Source organism: Bacteroides sp. MSB163 (assembly GCF_036416795.1).
GTDB lineage: Bacteria > Bacteroidota > Bacteroidia > Bacteroidales > Bacteroidaceae > Bacteroides > Bacteroides maternus.
The window spans coordinates 3,295,623-3,317,167 of record NZ_CP143867.1 but is presented as its reverse complement, the minus strand read 5'-3'; the positions used below and the strand labels follow the sequence as shown (position 1 = coordinate 3,317,167).

The 21,545-nt window shown below is 47.4% G+C and carries 11 protein-coding genes; all 11 read left to right on the top strand.

Going from position 1 to position 21,545, the window contains the following annotated elements:
* Positions 1-527: 527 nt before the first annotated feature.
* Complete coding sequence (locus VYM24_RS12105) at positions 528-3,680, top strand: SusC/RagA family TonB-linked outer membrane protein (RefSeq protein WP_330940138.1); 3,153 nt, start codon at positions 528-530, stop codon at positions 3,678-3,680.
* A gap of 21 nt (positions 3,681-3,701) precedes the next feature.
* Positions 3,702-5,390: a RagB/SusD family nutrient uptake outer membrane protein gene (locus tag VYM24_RS12100; protein ID WP_291554371.1), complete on the top strand. Its 1,689-nt coding sequence runs from the start codon at positions 3,702-3,704 to the stop codon at positions 5,388-5,390.
* 15 nt (positions 5,391-5,405) lie between these two features.
* Complete coding sequence (locus VYM24_RS12095; protein ID WP_291554373.1) at positions 5,406-6,809, top strand: glycan-binding surface protein; 1,404 nt, start codon at positions 5,406-5,408, stop codon at positions 6,807-6,809.
* Between the two features lie 32 nt (positions 6,810-6,841).
* On the top strand, positions 6,842-9,160 hold the full coding sequence (locus tag VYM24_RS12090; protein ID WP_299087958.1) for an endo-1,4-beta-xylanase: 2,319 nt from the start codon (positions 6,842-6,844) through the stop codon (positions 9,158-9,160).
* A 269-nt stretch (positions 9,161-9,429) separates the two neighbouring features.
* On the top strand, positions 9,430-11,157 hold the full coding sequence (locus VYM24_RS12085; RefSeq protein WP_330940137.1) for a GH35 family beta-galactosidase: 1,728 nt from the start codon (positions 9,430-9,432) through the stop codon (positions 11,155-11,157).
* A 38-nt stretch (positions 11,158-11,195) separates the two neighbouring features.
* On the top strand, positions 11,196-12,866 hold the full coding sequence (locus tag VYM24_RS12080) for a sialate O-acetylesterase (RefSeq protein ID WP_299087965.1): 1,671 nt from the start codon (positions 11,196-11,198) through the stop codon (positions 12,864-12,866).
* 73 nt (positions 12,867-12,939) lie between these two features.
* A complete protein-coding gene (locus VYM24_RS12075; protein WP_330940136.1) occupies positions 12,940-14,436 on the top strand; it encodes an MFS transporter in 1,497 nt (498 codons plus the stop codon).
* 274 nt (positions 14,437-14,710) lie between these two features.
* Complete coding sequence (locus VYM24_RS12070) at positions 14,711-17,422, top strand: endo-1,4-beta-xylanase (RefSeq protein ID WP_330940135.1); 2,712 nt, start codon at positions 14,711-14,713, stop codon at positions 17,420-17,422.
* A gap of 19 nt (positions 17,423-17,441) precedes the next feature.
* Positions 17,442-18,419, top strand: a complete 978-nt coding sequence (locus VYM24_RS12065) for a glycoside hydrolase family 43 protein (protein WP_299087971.1) — start codon at positions 17,442-17,444, stop codon at positions 18,417-18,419.
* Between the two features lie 17 nt (positions 18,420-18,436).
* Complete coding sequence (locus VYM24_RS12060) at positions 18,437-19,417, top strand: Gfo/Idh/MocA family protein (protein WP_330940134.1); 981 nt, start codon at positions 18,437-18,439, stop codon at positions 19,415-19,417.
* A gap of 21 nt (positions 19,418-19,438) precedes the next feature.
* Positions 19,439-21,514: an alpha-glucuronidase gene (locus VYM24_RS12055; protein ID WP_330940133.1), complete on the top strand. Its 2,076-nt coding sequence runs from the start codon at positions 19,439-19,441 to the stop codon at positions 21,512-21,514.
* The last annotated feature ends 31 nt before the right edge of the window (positions 21,515-21,545 follow it).

Here is a 21,545-nt window from a genome sequence, read left to right as displayed (position 1 = left end):
AGCCATTGCATATATGCTCCTTATCTCTTCCGCATTATACCAAAAGGAACGGAACATTAAACCCTTTCACCAGGAAGCCTTATACATCCATTGCAAAAGATGGCATCTTTTGCATCGAAAGGTGGCATCTAATGATACAAAAGATGGCATCTTTTACAGCAAAAGATGCCACCTTTTGCATCAGCCCTCTTATTGATGCAGATAAAAGGAATAAATGATATAAGTGAAAAGAATATGGGATTTATCACTTAATTATTTATCTTTCGGGCATCAACAACCGCAGGACGTAACACCAACGAATGATTTTGTAACACAGAGAAAAGTCATGTTACATTTTAATGTAACACAGGCTACAATTAAATGCCTGTTTCTTCTTTTTATAAAATACCTTTGTCACAAGCGAAAAGCAATGTTTAACCCTTTAATATGATAAATGTAAATATGGAAACTTGAGAATGAGAAACATGTCTTCACATCTTTAATAAAGAAAGAGAATATTATTGTTATCCAACTAAATTAATTTCAGTATGAAATGCACAAATTATTGTTTTAAGCCTTTGGGGCTTCTATTCTTATTATGCCTGATACCTCTATGGGCATTTTCACAGAATATCACTGTGAAAGGTGTGGTGAAGGACGCCACAGGAGAATCGGTTATCGGTGCGAGCGTAGTGCAGAAAGGCACCAGCAACGGTATTATTACCGACATCGACGGTAACTTTACACTGAATGTTCCATCCAACAGTACCATCGTAATTTCATTTGTGGGCTACAAGACACAAGAAATTCCTGTAGCCGGGAAGACACAAATCAATGTCACGATGAAGGAAGACACTGAGATGCTGGACGAAGTCGTTGTAGTAGGTTACGGACAGATGAAACGTTCAGACCTGACGGGTTCGGTGGTATCGGTAAATGACCAGGCCATCAAGAAGTCAGTTCCGACTTCTATCGATCAGGTATTACAAGGCCGCGCTGCCGGTGTGCAGATTCAGGCAAACTCCGGTACACCAGGTGCGTCCACCTCTATCCGCATTCGTGGTATCAACTCACTGAACGCCACCAACCAGCCGATCTTCGTGATAGACGGCGTAGTGGTGGACTCTGCTACTGACGATGAAAACAGCAACCCTTTATCAAGCATCAATCCGTCGGACATCGTATCCATGGACGTACTGAAAGATGCTTCGGCAACTGCCATCTATGGTTCGCGCGCATCCAATGGTGTCATCATGATTACTACTAAACGCGGACAGGCAGGCGAAGCAACCGTAACCTACGACGGCTATGCGGGCTGGCAGGAAATGCCTAAACAACTGGATATGCTGAACCTACGACAGTATGCACAGCATCACAATGACCGTTCGGCTCTTGGTCTGGTAGAACAAAGCAGCTCTTTCGTACGCCCTGACTTACTTGGCGAAGGTACCAACTGGCAAGACGAATTGTTCAGCAAAGCCTTCATGACGAGCCATAATATCTCTGTCAGTGGCGGTAACAACAAAACCACTTATGCTTTCAGCGGCGGATTCCTCGATCAAGACGGTATTGCATTAGGGTCCAGCTTCCGGCGTCTTTCCCTGCGCGCCAATATCGATACTGAAATCAAATCGTGGTTACGCGGAGGTGTAAACTTCTCGTTTGCTGAATCCAAGCAAAATGTCGGTACCGACAATAATACGATTATGAGCGCACTAATACAGCAACCTACGGTCGCCGTTACATCTCCCGATGGTTCTTTCGACGGTCCGGACGATGTGTGGATGCCTGAAAATCCCGTAGGACTTGCTTCCATACGCACCAACAATAACCGTAAAACCAACTTCCGTTTCAATACTTATCTGGAAGCAAACCTACTGAAAGGATTGACTTTCAAGACGGAATTATCAGCTGACTGGAACTTCAACAACTATTATTATTATCAGCCAGACTACCAGTTCGGTATCAAAACAAGCGATACACGTACCTCACGTTGGACCAAGACCAATACCAAATACTGGTCATGGCGCAATATCCTTACTTATAATAATACGTTTGCAGAAAAACATAACATCAACGTAATGGTAGGTCAGGAAATGTCACACTCCAACTGGGAGACACAAGTAGGTACAGCCACAGGATTCCTGAGCAATACAACTCCCGACCTGAGTGCAGGTGATGTCACCACTTCCACTACCACCGGTTCACGCGTGGTGAATTCCATCGCTTCCTTCTTCGGCCGTGCCTTCTACTCTTTTGACGAACGCTATCTGCTGACCGCTACCATTCGTCGGGACGGTTCCTCCAAATTCGCCAAAGGCAATAAGTGGGGTTGGTTTCCGGCAGTGGCTCTTGCATGGCGTGCGTCACAGGAATCATTCCTGCGCAACAACGCAATTATCAACAATATGAAACTCCGCGCAGGTTGGGGTGCCACGGGTAACCAGAACGTAAGTGACTATGCTTATATGGCACTGCTCTCTTACAAAACCACTCCCTGGGGAACCGGTGTACTGACAGGCAATACCGCCAACCCTGACCTGACATGGGAAACCACTCATTCTTATAACGTAGGTATCGACCTCGGTTTATTCCAAAATCGTATCGAAGTAATTGCCGATGTATATTATAAGAAGACTAAAAATCTGTTGCTGCAACTCCCCTTACCCGCCTATCTCGGTTCAAGTGGACAAGGTGCCGCTTCCAATCCTTGGGGTAATGTAGGTTCTCTTGAGAACAAAGGTATCGAGCTTACCGTGAATACGACTAATATCACAAACAAGGATTTCCAATGGACATCCAACCTCGTATTCTCACTCAACCGTAACAAAGTGCTGGAGCTCGATACGGACAATTCTTCCATTGAAAAGAGTTATCAGCCCAGTTCCGCAAGCTACATCGTAACCAAAACGACCGTAGGACAGCCTATCGGACAATTCTGGGGTTACAAAGTAATCGGACGTTTCGATGAACCGACGGATTTCTACTATAAAGATGCCGATGGCAACGTGAAGCAAGTAGCCATACCCGAAGGCAATACAATTGCCAAGAACAGTACGTGGATAGGCGACTATATCTATGAGGACCGCAACGGTGACGGTGTCATCAATAACGAAGACTGTACCTACATCGGAAACCCGGAACCAAAGTTCACTTACGGTATCGGTAATACATTCTCCTACAAAGGATTCGATCTGACAATATTCTTCTCGGGTTCTTACGGTAACAAGGCTTTGAATCTGACCCGCTACCGTATTGAAGATCCCCGCTCCAACGGTAACATACTCAAATCTTCGCTGAACTATGCACAGATAGGTTTGATAGACCCCAACGGTCCGGATGATGACTATCGTAACCTCCATGTAGTAAACGGCTCTGCCACTACATTGCCGGCTTTGCAGGAATCGGATGCTAATAATAACTTCACCCGTATCAGTGATATGCTTGTAGAAGACGCTTCTTACATCCGCCTCCAGAATATTTCCATCGGCTATACATTCCCCAAGAAGTGGATAAACAAGATTTTCCTCAACAATGCGAGAATCTACGCCAACATACAGAATGTATACACCTGGAGCAAATACAAAGGCCTCGACCCTGAAGTCGGTGCCATCTATGGAGATGCATTAATGACAGGTGTGGACTACGGACGTTATCCTTCGCCACGCATCTACACATTCGGATTAAACATATCCTTCTAATCCTTTAAAAGAATTATACGTATGAAAAATAAGATATTAATCATAGCAACATTGGCCGGTTCATTGGTATTGAGTTCCTGCGAGGACTTCCTGACACACGATAATACCACCAGTGCCAACCAAGAGACCTTCTTCGACACTGACGAGGCTCTGGAAGCAGCTACCGCACCGCTTTATAACTATGTATGGAACAGTTTTAATGATAAGGCCTACTATAGCATGGGAGACGGACGTGCAAACAACATCACCGCCCGTTGGTCAGACTATATCTATCCTTATACTAACTTTACAGAAACAGCATTGAGTCCGGGACTTGAGGATGCCTGGGGATCTTTCTACTCCGTAGTGGCACAATCCAACTACGCCATCAACAATATTAAGGATTATTCCGGTCCGCAAGTCAGTGAAAAAGCCAAAGTACAAGCTTATGCCGAAGCACGCTTCATGCGCGGACTGGCATACTGGTACATCGGCTCTTTATGGAACAAAGGTATCATCTATGAAAATACGGCAGAACAAGTAAGCAACTCTGTGGTTCCTGCCAACCGTGGTGTGGATGTGATAGAATTCGCTATCCGCGACCTCGAATATGCAGCGGTCAACCTCAACAAGACAGCATCTGATGTAGGTCGCGTCACTTGTTACAGTGCTTACGCTATTCTGTCGCGTATGTATCTCTCTATGGCAGGTTTGACTACCGAAGGCGAATACAACGGCAGTAATATAGCTACTGATTTCAACCGCGGTTCGCGCAACACGTACTATCTGGATATGGCGCGCAAAGCTGCCACGAAGGTGATCGAAGAAGGCCCGTATTCACTTCTCGACAATTATGGAGACCTTTTCGCACCAAGCACATGCAACAACAACAGTGAAGCCATCTTCCAGTTGCAGTGGTTGCAGGGTAGCACGGATGCCATCGGTTGGGGATGCAATAATTCCATATCAACCTATTTTGGCTGGTCTACTATGGTAAGCGAACAGAACTGGGGTAATGCCACCTATGCCTCTTATGACCTTGTACGTGCTTACGATCCTCAAGACCGTACCCGCCGCCATTACACTATCGCCACCGTAGGTGAATATTATCCGGATCTCAACACCAAGAACGGAGGGTACACGTATAACGTCACCGAGACTGGTTATGACAACAAATGTAACTTCAAGAAATACGTGATAGGTAAGATTGACGACAATGGCCAAAGCTATGCACAAAGCAGTGGAATGAATACCTACATGATGCGTCTGGCAGAAGTATATCTGAATCTTGCCGAAGCAATTCTTGGAAATAATGCTTCGACCAGCGAACAAGCAGCTTGCGACGCCTTCAATGCGGTGCGCAAACGTTCCGGTATGCCTGAACTGACAACCATCACATATTCAGATATCCATTACGAACGCCGCATCGAGCTTGCTCTGGAAGGACAGTACTGGTACGATTTGCTGCGCCGTTCCTATTACCAGCAACAGGAAGTGGTGAACTACCTCAACAGCCAGGAGCGTAATGCCGGTTACGAATGGGATGAAACAGAAGCCTGCCAGTATGCAAAGACTTCTGACGGAACCGGAGTTTCAACCGCTACATCGGCCAATCTGACACTGCCTATCTCGGATGTAGACCGCGGACGTAATCCGCTTCTGAATAACGACCCGGTAGCTTACGAATTCGGTGCAAAAGAAGTCACAGAAAATGATTTGTTCAATGATTAACAAACTATAGAAGATATGAAAAGCTTAAAATATATATGGATATTATGCTTGTCATGCCTGACCGCAGGCCTCACCTCATGCAATGAGGAGGATAAATACTTTGACAGCAAATACCAAAGCACAAAGATTATGGTTGACCAGATCTATCTGGAAGATTATGAATCATCCGTACCCGACCGACCGGTTACTTTCGCACGCCTCGGACAGTTGATCCGTATAGAAGGTAGCGGACTCTATGGCATGAAGAAAGTCTACATCAACGGATATGAGACTTACTTTAACCGCGCCTACGTAACCGACCACTCCATGTTGATTCAAATCAACAGCAATACCCCCGTTGAAGATGCTGAAGAGGCAGACCGCAATAAGATCCGCTTTGTAAAAGATGACGCCACGCTGGAGCACCCCTTCATCATCCGTGCAGCATCTCCTACCATAACAGGCATCAGCAATACTCTACCTAAGGGCAAGGAGAAAGTAACCGTATACGGTACCGGTCTACAGGAAACCACCAAAGTAACCCTGCCCGGCGGAATAGAAATCACAGCCGACATTGAAAGCGATGAAGACGGTGAATGGTATTCATTCATCATGCCGGAAAACTATTCAGGAAGCGGTTCCATCTATTCGGAAGGTGCCAACGGACAGGCAGCCACTCCGGCTTACTTCAACTTTGCAGACTGTATGATACTTGACTTCGATGGCAATGGCAGCCAAGGCTTCTGGAGCTGGAGCGAAACCGGTTCGATGATAAACGCCGATGACCTTGTAGAAGATCCTTACGATAGCGGACGTGGCAAATGCGTTCAGATTGTTCCCGAACGTTTATTAGAAGCAGGAGTTATATCCGGCAAACCGCGTGTATCCGAATGCTGGACAGCCGGCAATGACGATGCAGCAGATGATTGGAGCCGTATGTATTCTTATATACCGGCAACTACCCCACTGACCGAAGTAGCATTGCAATTCGACGTTTATGTGCCCGAAGCATGGAGCGGCACAGGACATCTGCAAATAAGCTTATTCAACAACTTCAATTTCGGAGGTATAGGTTCCGACGATGATGGTGCTTCCAATCAAGTGGCATTCTATGTTCCCTGGATTCAGGAAGGTACTATCGTTCCATTCTCAACTACAGGTTGGCAGACTGTAACTATTCCGTTTAGCCAGTTCAACAAATACGCCACCATGATAGAAGATAAAGAAAGCCCGGTATTCCAAAATGTGGTAGAAGACCGCAATGCCGCCACTTACAGAAACTTCGGTATGGGATTTGTCAATACAGACTTTACTTACCAAGATGTAAGCATCACATCTACAGCTTTCTCAAGCCGTATCTATCTGGATAACTGGCGTGTAGTACCTTACAAGACTGTCACGATCTCCGATTATCCTGAAGATGAAGAAACTACGGAATAAACTCAGTAGAAACCCATTAAACATTAAGAATTATGAAACTAAATAGAATTATTCTTCCACTGATGGCCTGTGCACTGACATGGAGTAGTTGCGACGACCAGATAATGGAATGGAAAGACTCCGACGGAAGTATCACAGCCTCCGACATTCCCCTTGCATTAAAGGAAAAGATAGCAAATTATGACTACATAAAATCGTATGTGGCACAATATGCTCCTAACATGAATGTAGGACTTGGCTTAGGAGCCGATCTATACATCAACGATGCGGCATACAGAACCATAGCCGATGCTAACTTCCAGATGTTTACAACCGGAAACGCCATGAAACATTCGGCTGTAGTGAAAGCGAACGGTGAATTGGATTTCACAACAATCGACGCATTCCTGAACCTGGTTCCGGCCGACATCCAGATATATGGACATAACTTCCTCTGGCATACTCAGCAAAAACAAACATACCTGAAATCACTGATCGCACCGGAAGTTATCGTTGAGGTAGGTGATGATGATGTATGTGAGAATGTCATCAGTAACTACGGATTTGAAGGAGGCAATGCAAATGGATGGACAGGCCTATGGGGGAAATATACTTACGCCGTGGAACAACCGGGTCGCGACAGCGATTACGCCCTTCACTTCACCATGACCAATGAAACAAACGTGAACTATGACAGTCAGCTATTCTGGCCGACGGGATTGCTTGAAATAGGCGTAACTTACGCTTACTCGTTCTGGGTAAAATCGGATGTCGGCTTAGAGGTTCAGTTCATAGGGCAGAATGCTTCTTATGCAGGTATCTATAAAGACAAATTTACCGCACCAAGCGACTGGATTCTCTGTACGGGCGAATTCACCTATACAGAAGGTGACACTGAAAACATCGAACGCATAGGTATTCAATTCGGCGGAACGCCGGGAAGCAATTTATGGGTAGATGACTTCAAGTTCGGAAAGAAGATAGAGGAAAAGATGATCAATATCATAGACGACGGAAAGTTTGAAGACGGAACTCTCGGCTCATGGTTCGGTTGGGGTAATGGCTCTACCCGTACTATCTCAGAAAAGGGACAAGGCTACAACAGTGATTACTGCATGGTGATGGTCAATCCTTCCGATGGAGATTCCTGGAGTGCTCAGACCGCTCACTCATTCCCTGAGACATTAACCGTTGGAAAGACCTACATGTACTCTGTTATGGTAAAGGCAACCGTCATCAATCCGGACTTCACACTTCAGGTACAAGACGCCAATGGCGGTAACGGTGAAGGATACGTAAGTGCTGCAACAGCCGTTGATCAGTGGATACCTATTGAAGGCGAATTTGTTTGTAGTCATGAAGGTATAGCTCGCCTCTGCATCAACTACGGAAAAGTTGCCGGAACTTACTACATTGACAATTTCAAATTCGGTGAAAAGAAAGAAACTGCAACAGCCCAGACTTTACGCGCATCTACCCGCGCCGGTGGCATAAGTTACAAACTGAAGACTCCTGAAGAGAAAAAAGCTGCTTTACTGGGTGCAATGGAAACATGGATTAAAGGCATGCTGCAACATCAGGGAATGGAACGCGTAAAAGAATGGGATGTCATCAACGAACCTATTGCGGACAATAATCAATGGCGTGGCATAGACGGTAACTTCATGAGTAATGGTGATGACGCGCCGGACACTGCACCGGTAGAAGACGAAGAAAACGGTCTGAACCTGAACTGGGCAAACGATCACTTCTATTGGGGATACTACATCGGTAAGGAATATGCCGTGAAAGCATTTGAATATGCACGCAAGTATGCAGCTGCCGACGTTAAGCTCTATGTTAATGATTACAATCTGGAGACAAACCCAAGTAAGCTTGCAGCTTTAATAGACTTCGTAAATTACATCGAAGACAATGGACAAACCGTTGACGGTATAGGAACCCAGATGCACGTGACTGCTTCCAGTATCACAAGAGAACAAATAGATGCCATGTTCAAGACAATGGCTGCCACCGGAAAACTGGTTCGCGTAACAGAATTGGATGTAGCATTAGGAACATCCAGCCCTTCTGCCGAACAACTGGCAACTCAGGCCAACGTTTATCAGATGATCTTTGAATCATACAAAGCAAACGTTCCTGAATCTCAGCAGTCAGGTATTACCATCTGGACGCTGAGCGATAATGCCGCAGAACATGAATATTGGCTGTCAGGCGATGCACCGAACCTTTTCGACGCAAACTATGAACGCAAACATGCCTATAAAGGCGTATGCGATGGTATTGCCGGAAAAGATATCAGTGAAGATTTCAGCGGTGACGACTGGAAGAATGCGTATGAAACAGAAGGAGAAGAAACTCCAGCTGAATAAAGTGTGAAGACAGGAAATCCGGTAAGGCTCCGGCCTTACCGGATTCCATTCATCAAACCATTTACCAAACTATTCCCGAATACGGTAAAAACACCCATTTTACCCCCTGAAACAGGGAAATGTACGATAAACAAAAAATTATGTAACATCATTGAGGAATGATGTAACCGAAATGAAGTTTTCTGCAACACAGCGAAAAGCTTTCTAAATTATAGCTCACTATCTTTGTTGCAATGGAAAACATCTCAAATCAATACCAGAGACAAACGATGAAGAATTGGATTTTAATTTTGGTTTTGAGTGTAATGACAGTTGGGTATGTAAATGCTCAAAAGAGTACATTACAGAAACAAGGCACCGCTACTCAATTAGTAGTAGACGGCAAACCATTTCTTATTTTAGGCGGTGAATTAGGAAATTCATCAGCAGCATGCACAGAAGATATTGAACGTATCTTCCCGAAGCTGCAACGGATGGGACTGAATACAGTACTCGTTCCCGCATACTGGGATTTGATAGAACCGCAGGAAGGACAATTCGACTTCACCCTCACAGATAAAGTCATCCGCCAAGCCCGGCAGAACGATCTGAAAGTAATCTTTCTTTGGTTCGGTGCCTGGAAGAACTCCATGAGTTGCTACGCTCCCCTCTGGTTCAAAGAAAACTATAAGAAATACCCGCGTGCTTATACGCAAAAAGGGAAACCACTCGAAATAGCCAGCGCATTCTCTGAAAATGTATTCCAAGCCGACAACCGCGCTTTTTCTCAATGGATGGAACACATCGCAGCCATTGATAAAGAGGAAGGTACCGTCATCATGATACAGATAGAAAATGAGATAGGTATGCTGGAAGATGCAAGAGACTATTCTAAAGAGGCCAACACATTGTTCAATGCACCGGTGCCCGTGGAATTAATGAGTTACTTGCAGAAAAATAAGAAAACGCTCCACCCCCAAATGCTTGAGAAATGGGAAAGCCAAGGTAGCAAGAAGCAAGGCACCTGGCAGGAAGTATTCGGAGCCGATATCTACACCGATGAATTATTTATGGCCTGGCACTACGCCCGCTATGTGGAAAGAATGGCACAAAGCGTCCGGTCCATCTACAATATTCCACTATACGTGAACGCTGCCATGAACAGCCGCAACCGAAAGCCGGGAGAATATCCTTCTGCCGGTCCGCTGGCACACCTTATTGATATATGGCATTGCGGAGCGCCCAACATCGACCTTCTTGCTCCCGACCTGTACGACAATGGCTTTACAGATTGGGTAGCTAAATATAAGTTACACAACAACCCGTTGTTTATTCCCGAAATCAAACTGACAGATAATAATGGCGTAAGAGCTTTCTATATCTTTGGTGAGCATGATGCCATCGGTATCAGCCCGTTCTCCATCGAAGGAGGTTCCGACTCTCCCAACTCTCCGTTAGTGAAAAGCTATCGTACGCTGAAAGAGTTCATGCCTTTGCTCGCTAAGTATCAGGGTAAAGGCGCAATGAAAGGATTACTCTTCGATCAGGAAAATAAAGAACGTATCATTTATCAGGATGATCTGAAGATAACCTGCCGCCATTTCTTTACTCTTCCCTGGGATGCGCGCGCCACTGATGGCAGTGTATGGCCCGAAGGTGGAGGCGTATTATTAAGACTGGCACCCAATGAGTATATAGTAGCTGGTAGTGGTATCGTTATCGAGTTTGAAAAAGCTACCGAAAATCAGGTCAAAGTCCGGGCATTGGGCGAAGACGGATTTGCCCAGACAGGAGGAAAGGGTGATAAAGTGATAAGTGATGGAGTAATAAGTGATAAGGTGATGTGGAAAGGGGCACGTTGCGGCATCGGTTCCGTAGATGAAGTGAAGGTAAACGAGGACGGTACGCTCTCTTATATCCACCGTCTGAATGGTGATCAGGACCATCAGGGACGTCATGTGCGCATCTCAGTGGGAGATTTCCAGATACTTCATGTGAAATTGTATGAGTATAAGTAGGTAGTAGCTAGGTAGTGAGTAAAAAGATAAATTTAGATATGAATAAGGTTAGTTTTAATAAAGTTAGGTTGAGTCTGGCAGTGTTACTTTGCCTTTGCGCTACTTCCATGGTAGATGCAAAGGTAAAGTTGCCTGCCTTGATTTCTGACGGAATGGTACTGCAACGCGAACAACCCATTAAAGTATGGGGTACGGCAGATGCCGGAGAAAGCGTACAAGTAAAATTCCTGAAGAATGCCACCCCCACAGGTGTAAAAGGTGGAAAACTAAAAGCCACTTACACAGCCACAGCAGATGAAAGCGGCCAATGGTCCCTCACCCTGCCTGCCATGAAACCGGGCGGACCTTACATCCTTCAAGTGAATGACGTTGAACTAAAAGATATTCTGGTGGGAGATGTATGGCTATGCTCCGGTCAATCCAATATGGAACTGCCCGTCAACCGGGTTACGGATATGTTCCGTGATGAAATCTCCGCTTATGAGAATACAAATATAAGGCAGTTGAAAGTACCCAATATCTTCAACTTCCATGCACCGCAAACGGACTTGCCGGATTACGTTGCCTGGAAACCACTGACGCAGGAAAACGTAATGAACTTCTCCGCTCTGGGTTATTTCTTTGCCAAAGCCATGTATGAAATGAACAGCATACCCGTCGGACTGATAAACTCCAGTTGGGGCGGAACTCCCGTTGAGGCGTGGATAAGCGAAGAAGGACTGAAAGAATTTCCGAAGTATATTAATGATAAACGGCAATATGAAGATGACGCTTATCTGAAAAGCATTAAACAGACAGAAGGTTTGAGTTTCTATCGCTGGAACACTTCCCTATACCGGGGAGATGCAGGACTGCACGAAGCAACACCTTGGTATGCTGCCAACTACAATGATAAAGACTGGAAGACCGTTGATTTATTCTCTACCGACTGGGGAACCAACGGTTTGAATCCGATAAACGGTTCGCACTGGTTCCGCAAGGAAGTGGAAGTACCGCAGGATTGGAACGGAAAAGAAGCGACCTTGCGCTTAGGTTGCATCGTAGATGCGGACTCCGTCTATGTGAACGGTACATTCGTAGGTACTATTTCTTACCAGTATCCTCCACGCATCTATACCATTCCGGCAGGTGTACTGAAAGCAGGAAAGAATACAGTAACCATACGCCTCATCAGCAATAACGGTTATCCTCACTTTGTGAAGGAGAAACCTTATAAGATCATTTGCGGAAATGAAGAAGTAAGCCTGCAAGGAGAATGGAAATACAGATTGGGCGCTCCCATGCCTCCGGCTCCGGGAATGATGTTCTTCTGTTACAAGCCGGTATGCCTGTACAATGCCATGATTGCCCCGCTGCAAAACTATGGCATCCGTGGTGTACTCTGGTATCAGGGAGAGTCCAATGTGGACCGCCGCAATGAATACGCCGCACTACTGACAGCTCTGATTGCTGATTGGCGCAACACATTCGGCAACCCGGAATTACCTTTCTACATTGTAGAGCTGGCAGACTTCCTGTCCCGAGATGACGTCAGCGGTCGGCAGGCCTGGGCTGAAATGCGCAAGGAACAGGCCAAAGTAGCTGAAACCAACCGGAACACCCGCCTCATCCGCAACAGTGACCTGGGCGAATGGAACGATATACATCCATTGGATAAGAAAACCCTGGGACAACGTGCGGCAGAAAGTGCGTTGGAGAATAATAAATGACGGACAACCGGAAACGGATAACAGCAAGCGAACAACTGATTACTGACAATTAATAACTGAATAATACAGCACTATGAACGCACTAAGTCAAAAAGTGTCTATGGCCGAGAAGATTGGCTATAGTTTAGGAGATTGCTCTGCGAACCTCGTGTTCCAGATGATGATGATTTACCAAACCAAGTTTTATACCGATGTCTTCGGTCTGGAAGGCGCCATTGCAGGATCAGTGATGCTGATTGCCCGCATTGTGGACGCTTTTGTAGACCCTACCGTAGGTATATTGTCCGACCGGACACAAACCAAATGGGGCAAATACCGCCCATGGGTACTCTGGACCGCATTGCCGTTCATGGTGTTCTATGTGTTGGCATTCTACAATCCCGGCATCGAGGATAAAGGTTTGGTAGCGGTGTACGCTACAATCTCCTATACCTTGTTGATGACGCTTTACTCGTTCAACAATACACCGTACGCATCGTTGGGTGGTGTAATGTCAAGTGACATCAAGGAACGTACAAGCATTACGTCTATCCGTTTCGTTGCCGCTACCATTGCGCAGTTTGTGGTACAGGGCTTGACGCTCCCGTTGGTGAGCAAGTTCGCAGGTGAAAGCGGTGATAAGGGGCACGGTTGGCTGTGCACTATTTCCTTATTTGCAGTCATCGGTTTCGTGTTCCTGGTTATTACTTTCTTCTCCAGCCGTGAACGTATCACACCGCCGGCAAATCAGAAAACTGATACCCGGAAAGACATCAAGGATGTATTCAAGAATATTCCCTGGCGGGCGATGTTCATCCTGACGCTCTTCCTTTTCACGACCCTTGCCATGTGGGGAAGCGCTATGAACTACTACTTTGAGAATTATGTGGATTCGGGCGCATTATTTGCCTTCCTCGATAAACTGGGGTTGGTGGCTACACAGGCCAGTGATTCGGTGGGTTATACGATACTGAATGCTTTCGGCCTTATTGTCAGCAGTCCTGAAAAGGCTTATGAAGTGGGCTTCGGTGTGTTCAACATGCTGGGAGCAGTGGTACAGTTCTTCGGCGTTATCTTCCTGTCCGGCTTCCTGGCCAACCGTTTCGGAAAGAAATCGGTATTTATCGTTTGTTTGGCTCTGACAGCAGTGTTCACCGCCTTCTTCTATTTCCCGAATGAGAGGGATGTAGAGACGATGTTCGTTCTGAACTTCCTCAAGAGTTTGGCATACGCTCCTACCGTTCCGTTGCTTTGGGCTATGATTGCTGACGTGGCGGATCATTCGGAATATATCAATCACCGCCGTGCAACGGGTTTCGTGTTTGCAGGTGTAGTGTTTGCCCTGAAGGCCGGATTGGGTATTGGCGGTGCTATTTTGGGTTTCCTGCTCTCCGGTTTCGGTTATGTATCGGGTGCAGGGATCGCACAAAGCGAATCGGCTATTCATGGTATCGTGCTTTCATCCAGTATTATTCCGGCTGTTACGTTCTTTATCGGCGTCATAGCGCTGTACTTCTATCCTATTACAAAGAAGTATAATGAAGAGATGCAGGCTGAACTGACGGAACGCAGAAGTAAAGAAGATTATTAACCATCCCGGGTACGGGATATTTTCCTAATCCCGGTCTGAAATGAATTAAATAACAGCCTGTACTCTCTAAATTCTCCTCCTTCAAGAAGGAGGAGTCCCCGTAAGGGGGAGGTGGTAGGTAAAGCAATAAGTACCCATTAATCATAGCACTAAGGTATTCTTTCTCACCTACCACCCCGCCCTTTGGACATCCCTCCTCCCGAGAGGAGGGGAAACTGAGATAGTCCGTATATCACATTTCTTAACTGATTCGTATTAATCATACTAAAATAGCATGAAATTAAAGTATTTAGCATTATCAGTCTGCGCCGCCGCATTTATATCTTGCAATAGCGACAAACCTGTTGCGGCAGACCCGACTCTAAAAAACATTCTCGGCGATAAATTCCTCGTTGGTGTCGCCATTAATTCCGAACAGGCTGCGGGTCGCGACACCAGCGCAGTCGATGTAGTGCGCCGCCACTTCAACTCTATTGTGGCCGAAAACTGCATGAAGAGTGAAGTGATACACCCGGAAGAAGATAGATATGACTTTAGCCTGGCAGACGAATTCGTTAAGTTCGGCGAGGATAACGGAATGTTCATCATCGGGCATTGCCTGGTGTGGCATTCCCAGCTCTCACCTTGGTTCTGCGTAGATACCGAAGGAAAGAATGTTTCACCCGAAATCCTGAAAGAGCGGCTGAAAAGCCATATCCATACCATCGTGGGCCGATATAAAGGTCGCATTAAAGGCTGGGATGTAGTAAACGAAGCTATTGAAGGAGACGGAAGTTACCGCCGGAGCAAGTTCTACGAGATACTGGGAGAAGAATATATCCCGCTGGCTTTCCAATATGCACATGAGGCAGATCCGGAAGCGGAACTCTACTACAACGACTACGGTATGCACGAACCGGGACGCCGAGACGCAGTGGTGCATATGGTCAATTCACTCAAAGAAAAAGGATTGCGCATAGATGCTGTAGGTATGCAGGGACACATGGGATTGGATTACCCAAGCATAGGCGAATATGAAACCAGCCTTCTCGCCTTTGCCTCCACAGGTGCAAAAGTGATGATAACGGAATGGGACATGAGTGCTTTGCCAACCGTAAACCGCGGAGCAAATATTGCCGACAAAGTAGCCTTTGAGAAAGCCTTGAACCCCTATCCCGAAGCTCTGCTGGATAGTGTTTCCAATCTATGGAATGCACGTATGAAATCGTTCATGGAACTTTTCATAAAGCACTCAGACGTCATTACACGCGTAACCGCCTGGGGAGTATCGGACGGCGACTCCTGGAAGAATGACTGGCCCGTACCGGGAAGACGGGAATATCCCCTACTCTTCGACCGTAACTATCAGCCCAAGCCCTTCCTGAAAGAAATTCTGGAACCAAGAGTAGCTAAATTCTACGAATTCAGCTACTCAATTGACAATTCTATGCAGCGTGACAGCGCAGCCAATTGTCAACTGTCAATTGTCAATTGTCAATTGCAAAACCCCGTTTTACCGGGTTGTTACCCTGACCCGAGCATCTGCCGCGTGGGAAACGACTATTATATGGTCAACTCCTCTTTCGCCTTCTACCCCGGCGTACCCATCTGGCACAGCACAGACCTGACGAACTGGGAACAACTGGGCTACGTTCTCAACCGCCCCTCACAGTTGCCTATGTACGACGGACTGCGCATCAGCGGCGGTATCTATGCTCCGGACATCAAATACAATCCTCACAACGGACTGTTCTATCTGATCACCACAGCCGTAGATGGTGGCGGCAACTTCTTCGTCACCACCGATGATCCGAAGAAAGGAAACTGGAGTGATCCCACTTTCCTGCCCGAAGTGGGCGGCATCGACCCCGGATTTCTCTTCGACGAAGACGGGAAAGCATACATTGTGAACAATGACGGTCCGGCAGGAAAGCCCGAATATGACGGTCACCGCGCTATCTGGATACGCGAATTCGACTGGAAAAACGGTTGTACCGTAGGAAAACAGAAGATGATTATTGACGGGGGTGTAGACAAAACCCAGCATCCCAGCTGGATAGAAGGTCCACACCTCTACCACATCAACGGTACATACTACCTGATGGCTGCCGAAGGTGGAACAGGCCCCAACCACTCGGAAGTGATCTTCACCTCCGCGTCTCCGTTCGGTCCTTTCAAACCTTGTGCCATCAACCCGATATTGACGCAACGCGGCTTGCCGGGCGACCGCCCCAATCCGGTTACCTGCGTCGGTCATGCCGATCTGGTGGAAACTCCCGATGGCGACTGGTATGCTGTCTTCCTCGGTGTCCGCCCCTATCGCAACGGTCACGACGTGATGGGACGCGAGACTTTCATGCTCCCGGTGACCTGGAAAGAGAATCAACCCATTATCCTTCCCGAGGGTGACGTCATCACTTATACCGCCGACCGCTCCTGCGATCCCGCCCCACTATGGACAGCAAACGGACTGGCTAAAGAAGCATTCTTTATCCGCACTCCACTGGTGCCCCGCTACAATATAAACAGCAAAGGGCAGTTGGAAATGACCGCCAGCAGTACTGATCTTAACCAAAAGCGTCAGCCCGCCGCCATCGGTCGCTGGATTAACAATTGGACATTCACAGCTCAGACCGGCTTGGACTTCGTGCCACAACAACCGAAGGATTTCGCAGGCATCATCTGTTTCCATGATGATAATTGCTATATTCGCTTCGGAAAGACACTGGACAAAGACGGCAAACCCGTCATGCTTCTGGAAACATACAGCCATGGCAGACTGTGCAGCCAGGCCGGCAGCCCGCTAACCCGGACAGATGGGAAAGTATATCTGAAAGTAGAAGGAGATAATGCAGTAAACTATACCTTCTGCTACTCTACCAGTCCTAAAGGTAACTGGACGCAAGTGGGCGAACCCGTCTCCGCCGACCTGATAAGCACGCAGACAGCCGGAGGTTTCACCGGAACTATGGTCGGCATTTACGCCACAGGAAACTATACGAATTAACCTTTAAAATTATAGAGTCATGAAGAAAGAAAAAAGATACCTAGTACCCGGAGATTATATGGCAGACCCTGCCGTGCATGTGTTCAACGACCGCCTTTACATCTACCCTTCCCACGACTGGGAAAGCGGTATCCCCGAAAATGATAACGGCGACCATTTCAATATGAAAGACTACCACATCTTCTCTACCGATGACCCCATGAAAGGAGAAATCACAGACCATGGCCTGGTACTCACCACCGAAGATATCCCCTGGGCAGGACGCCAGCTTTGGGATTGCGACGTAGCTGAGAAAGACGGCAAGTATTATATGTATTTCCCCCTGAAAGACCAGAACGATATCTTCCGTATCGGCGTTGCCATCAGCGACCGTCCCGAAGGTCCGTTCATTCCTCAACCCGACCCGATGCGCGGAAGTTACAGTATAGACCCTGCCGTTCTGAATGATGGAGACGGTAACTATTATATGTACTTCGGTGGTCTGTGGGGTGGACAATTGCAACGCTATCGCGACAACAAAGCCCTGGAAAGCGGAGCTACTTTCCCCGCAGACAATGAACCGTCCATCCCCGCACGTGTTGCCCGCCTTAGCGCGGACATGCTACAATTCGCCGAGGAACCTAAAGCCGTAGTGATTCTGGACGAAAACGGGCAACCGCTGACAGCCGGAGACAACGAACGCCGTTTCTTCGAAGCAAGCTGGATGCACAAGTATAACGGAAAGTATTACTTCTCCTACTCTACCGGTGATACTCACCGCCTGTGCTACGCCATCGGTGACAATCCTTACGGTCCATTCACCTATCAGGGAGTAATCCTGACTCCGGTGGTAGGCTGGACTACCCACCACTCCATCGTGGAATACCGGGACAAATGGTATCTGTTCCATCACGACAGTGTGCCTTCCGGCGGACGCACCTGGTTGCGCAGCCTGAAAGTATGCGAACTGGAATACGACGCCAACGGAAAGATCGTCACCATTGAAGGAGTTGATTAACCGTTGCCCGATAGAGTATGGATACTATCAAAATAGGTATTATAGGTACCGGGTGGATTGCCGAAAAGATGGCAATCACCCTCGAAGGAATGGAGGGAGTAGAAGCTTATGCAGTCTCTTCCCGCCAATTGCAGACTGCCCGTGACTTTGCCAACCGGTGGGGATTTACCCGTGCCTATGGTTCTTATGAAGAAATGCTGGATGATGAAGAGGTGGAGTTGGTATATATTGCCACTCCCCATTCCCACCATTTCGAACATGCACGTATGAGTCTGCTGAAAGGCAAAGCGGTTTTATGCGAAAAGGCATTCACCGCCAATGCCCGCCAAGCGGAGGAACTGCTGAATCTTGCCAAAGAAAAGGAACTCTTCATCACCGAAGCCATCTGGACACGTTACATGCCTCTATCGCAAACCATCAATGACCTTGTAAACGGTGGAATCATCGGACACCCCATGACGCTGTCCGCCAATCTGGGTTACCCAATCGGCAACCGTGAGCGCCTCCGCCAACCGGCACTGGCAGGCGGGGCTCTGCTCGACCTGGGAGTGTATGCACTGAACTTTGCTTCCATGGTTTTCGGGACGGACGTAGAGCGTGTCACCTCTACCTGCGTAAAGACCGATACCGGAGTAGATGCACAGAATAGTATCACTCTTACATTCAAGGATGGGAAAATCGCTGTACTGCACAGCAGTATGCTGAGTATGACCGACCGCCAAGGCATCATTTCCGGTGACAAAGGCCACTTGATCATTGAAAATATCAACAATCCGCAACGAATCAGGGTGGTAACGGAAGATTATAAGACGGCAGTTGTCTACAACTGTCCGCCACAAATCACCGGATATGAATATCAGGTATATGCATCCATGGAAGCTCTGAGGAATGGATGGCTCGAATCTCCCTATATGCCTCACGCCGAAACCCTGCGCATCATGCGCATGATGGATGACTTACGCCGCGAATGGGGAGTACGCTACCCCGCCGATGAATAAACCAACCAATACTTTTTGTTTATGAAAGAACTGTTCTCTTTATTCTTATTATTATTTTGTTTACTCGGACCCGTATCCGCTGAAGACGGCAGCCGCTTGTGGCTCCGGCAATCGACAGATGCCCACGCACAAATTACAGCGCCTCGCCAGTCTCCGACACTAAACATAGCCGTCCGTGAACTGAAACAGGCATGGAAAGGGCTCCCCGTTACGCTTGTACTGAAGAAAGACAAACAACTATCTTCTGAAGGCTTTCGTATACGACAAGTAAATGGAAAACTCACCGTCACTTCTCCCAGCGAAACGGGTTTGCTTTATGCTGCCTATCACCTGATCCGCCTGCAAGAAATGCGGAACTTTGGAAAGCCTTCGGAAACAGACTTGGAAATAACGGAGAACCCTGCCTATGACCTGCGTATTCTCAATCATTGGGATAACCTCGACCGCAGCATCGAGCGCGGTTATGCCGGCAAATCTCTTTGGAACTGGGAAGAACTGCCCGGCACACTCTCCGACAGATACGAAGCTTATGCGCGTGCCAATGCCTCCATCGGAATCAATGCAACGGTGCTGAACAATGTAAATGCTTCTTCTAAAATCCTTTCCGCCGAATATCTGGAAAAGGTAAAGGCTCTGGCAGACATATTCCGTCCTTACGGCATCAAGGTATATCTCTCTATCAACTTTGCCTCCCCCATGCAACTGGGCGGGCTTTCCACAGCCGATCCTTTGGACAAAGATGTCATCGCCTGGTGGAAGCAGAAAGCCAAAGAGATCTATCGCACCATTCCCGACTTCGGTGGCTTCCTGGTGAAAGCCAATTCCGAAGGACAGCCCGGCCCGTGCGACTTCAACCGTACACATGCCGAAGGCGCCAATATGCTGGCAGATGCATTGAAGCCCTATAAAGGCATCGTCATGTGGCGCGCTTTCGTCTACAGCCCAACGGATGCAGACCGCGCAAAGCAAGCCTATCTGGAATTCCAGCCTTTGGATGGACAATTCCGCAACAATGTCATCGTACAGATAAAGAACGGTCCGGTCGACTTCCAGCCTCGCGAACCGTATAGTCCTTTATTCGGCGCTATGCCCCGGACTCCGCAGATGGTCGAGTTCCAGATCACACAAGAATATCTGGGCTTCTCCAATCACCTTGCCTATCTTGCCCCGATGTGGGAAGAGTTCTTCGACTTTGTGAAGCCGTCTTCACTGAAAGCCATAGCAGGTGTCGCCAATATAGGTACGGATACAAACTGGTGCGGTCATCCTTTTGCCCAAGCCAACTGGTACGCTTTCGGGCGCATGGCCTGGAATCCTTCCTTGACATCGGAAACAATCGCAGAAGAATGGCTGAAACAGACCTTCTACAATGAAGAACTACAAATGAAGAATGAAGAAGGTTTGCAGACCGATAGCGCAGCCAATTCTTCATTCTTAAATCTTCATTCTTCATTAAAGCAAATGATGATGGAAAGCCGCGAGGCCGTGGTAGACTATATGATGCCACTCGGGCTGCATCACCTCTTTGCATGGGGACACCATTACGGCCCGGAACCTTGGTGCGACGTGCCCGGTGCACGCCCCGACTGGATGCCGTCTTACTATCATAAAGCAGACAAACAGGGGATAGGTTTCGATCGCAGTCATACGGGTAGCAATGCTACAGCCCAATATCCCGATTCGCTCTGCCGCCTTTACGATGACATCCGTACTTGTCCGGATGAGTATCTCTTGTGGTTCCATCATGCCCCCTGGGGGCACACCATGCAAAGCGGACATACTTTATGGGACGAACTTTGCTATCGCTACGATCATGGTGTACAGCAGGTAAGAAACTTTCAGAAGATATGGGACCTGGCCGAGAACTATATCGATGCGAAACGTTTCAAGGACGTACAGTCACGCCTGAAGATACAGGCACGTGATGCCGTATGGTGGAAAGATGCCTGTCTGCTATACTTCCAGGAATTTTCGGGTATGCGTACCCCTTACGAAGTGGAAAGACCAATACATGAATTGGATGATTTGAAACAAGTGAAGCTTCCTATCGACAATCATGAATGCCCGACACCGAAAATGCTGAATGAAAGAAGGTAATCACATACTTCACAAACCTGTCTTTAAGAGG

Coding starts and splice junctions, on each gene's coding strand:
- VYM24_RS12105 (WP_330940138.1), top strand. CDS start 528: ATGAAATGCACAAATTATTGTTTTAAGCCTTTGGGGCTTCTATTCTTA.
- VYM24_RS12100 (WP_291554371.1), top strand. CDS start 3,702: ATGAAAAATAAGATATTAATCATAGCAACATTGGCCGGTTCATTGGTA.
- VYM24_RS12095 (WP_291554373.1), top strand. CDS start 5,406: ATGAAAAGCTTAAAATATATATGGATATTATGCTTGTCATGCCTGACC.
- VYM24_RS12090 (WP_299087958.1), top strand. CDS start 6,842: ATGAAACTAAATAGAATTATTCTTCCACTGATGGCCTGTGCACTGACA.
- VYM24_RS12085 (WP_330940137.1), top strand. CDS start 9,430: ATGAAGAATTGGATTTTAATTTTGGTTTTGAGTGTAATGACAGTTGGG.
- VYM24_RS12080 (WP_299087965.1), top strand. CDS start 11,196: ATGAATAAGGTTAGTTTTAATAAAGTTAGGTTGAGTCTGGCAGTGTTA.
- VYM24_RS12075 (WP_330940136.1), top strand. CDS start 12,940: ATGAACGCACTAAGTCAAAAAGTGTCTATGGCCGAGAAGATTGGCTAT.
- VYM24_RS12070 (WP_330940135.1), top strand. CDS start 14,711: ATGAAATTAAAGTATTTAGCATTATCAGTCTGCGCCGCCGCATTTATA.
- VYM24_RS12065 (WP_299087971.1), top strand. CDS start 17,442: ATGAAGAAAGAAAAAAGATACCTAGTACCCGGAGATTATATGGCAGAC.
- VYM24_RS12060 (WP_330940134.1), top strand. CDS start 18,437: ATGGATACTATCAAAATAGGTATTATAGGTACCGGGTGGATTGCCGAA.
- VYM24_RS12055 (WP_330940133.1), top strand. CDS start 19,439: ATGAAAGAACTGTTCTCTTTATTCTTATTATTATTTTGTTTACTCGGA.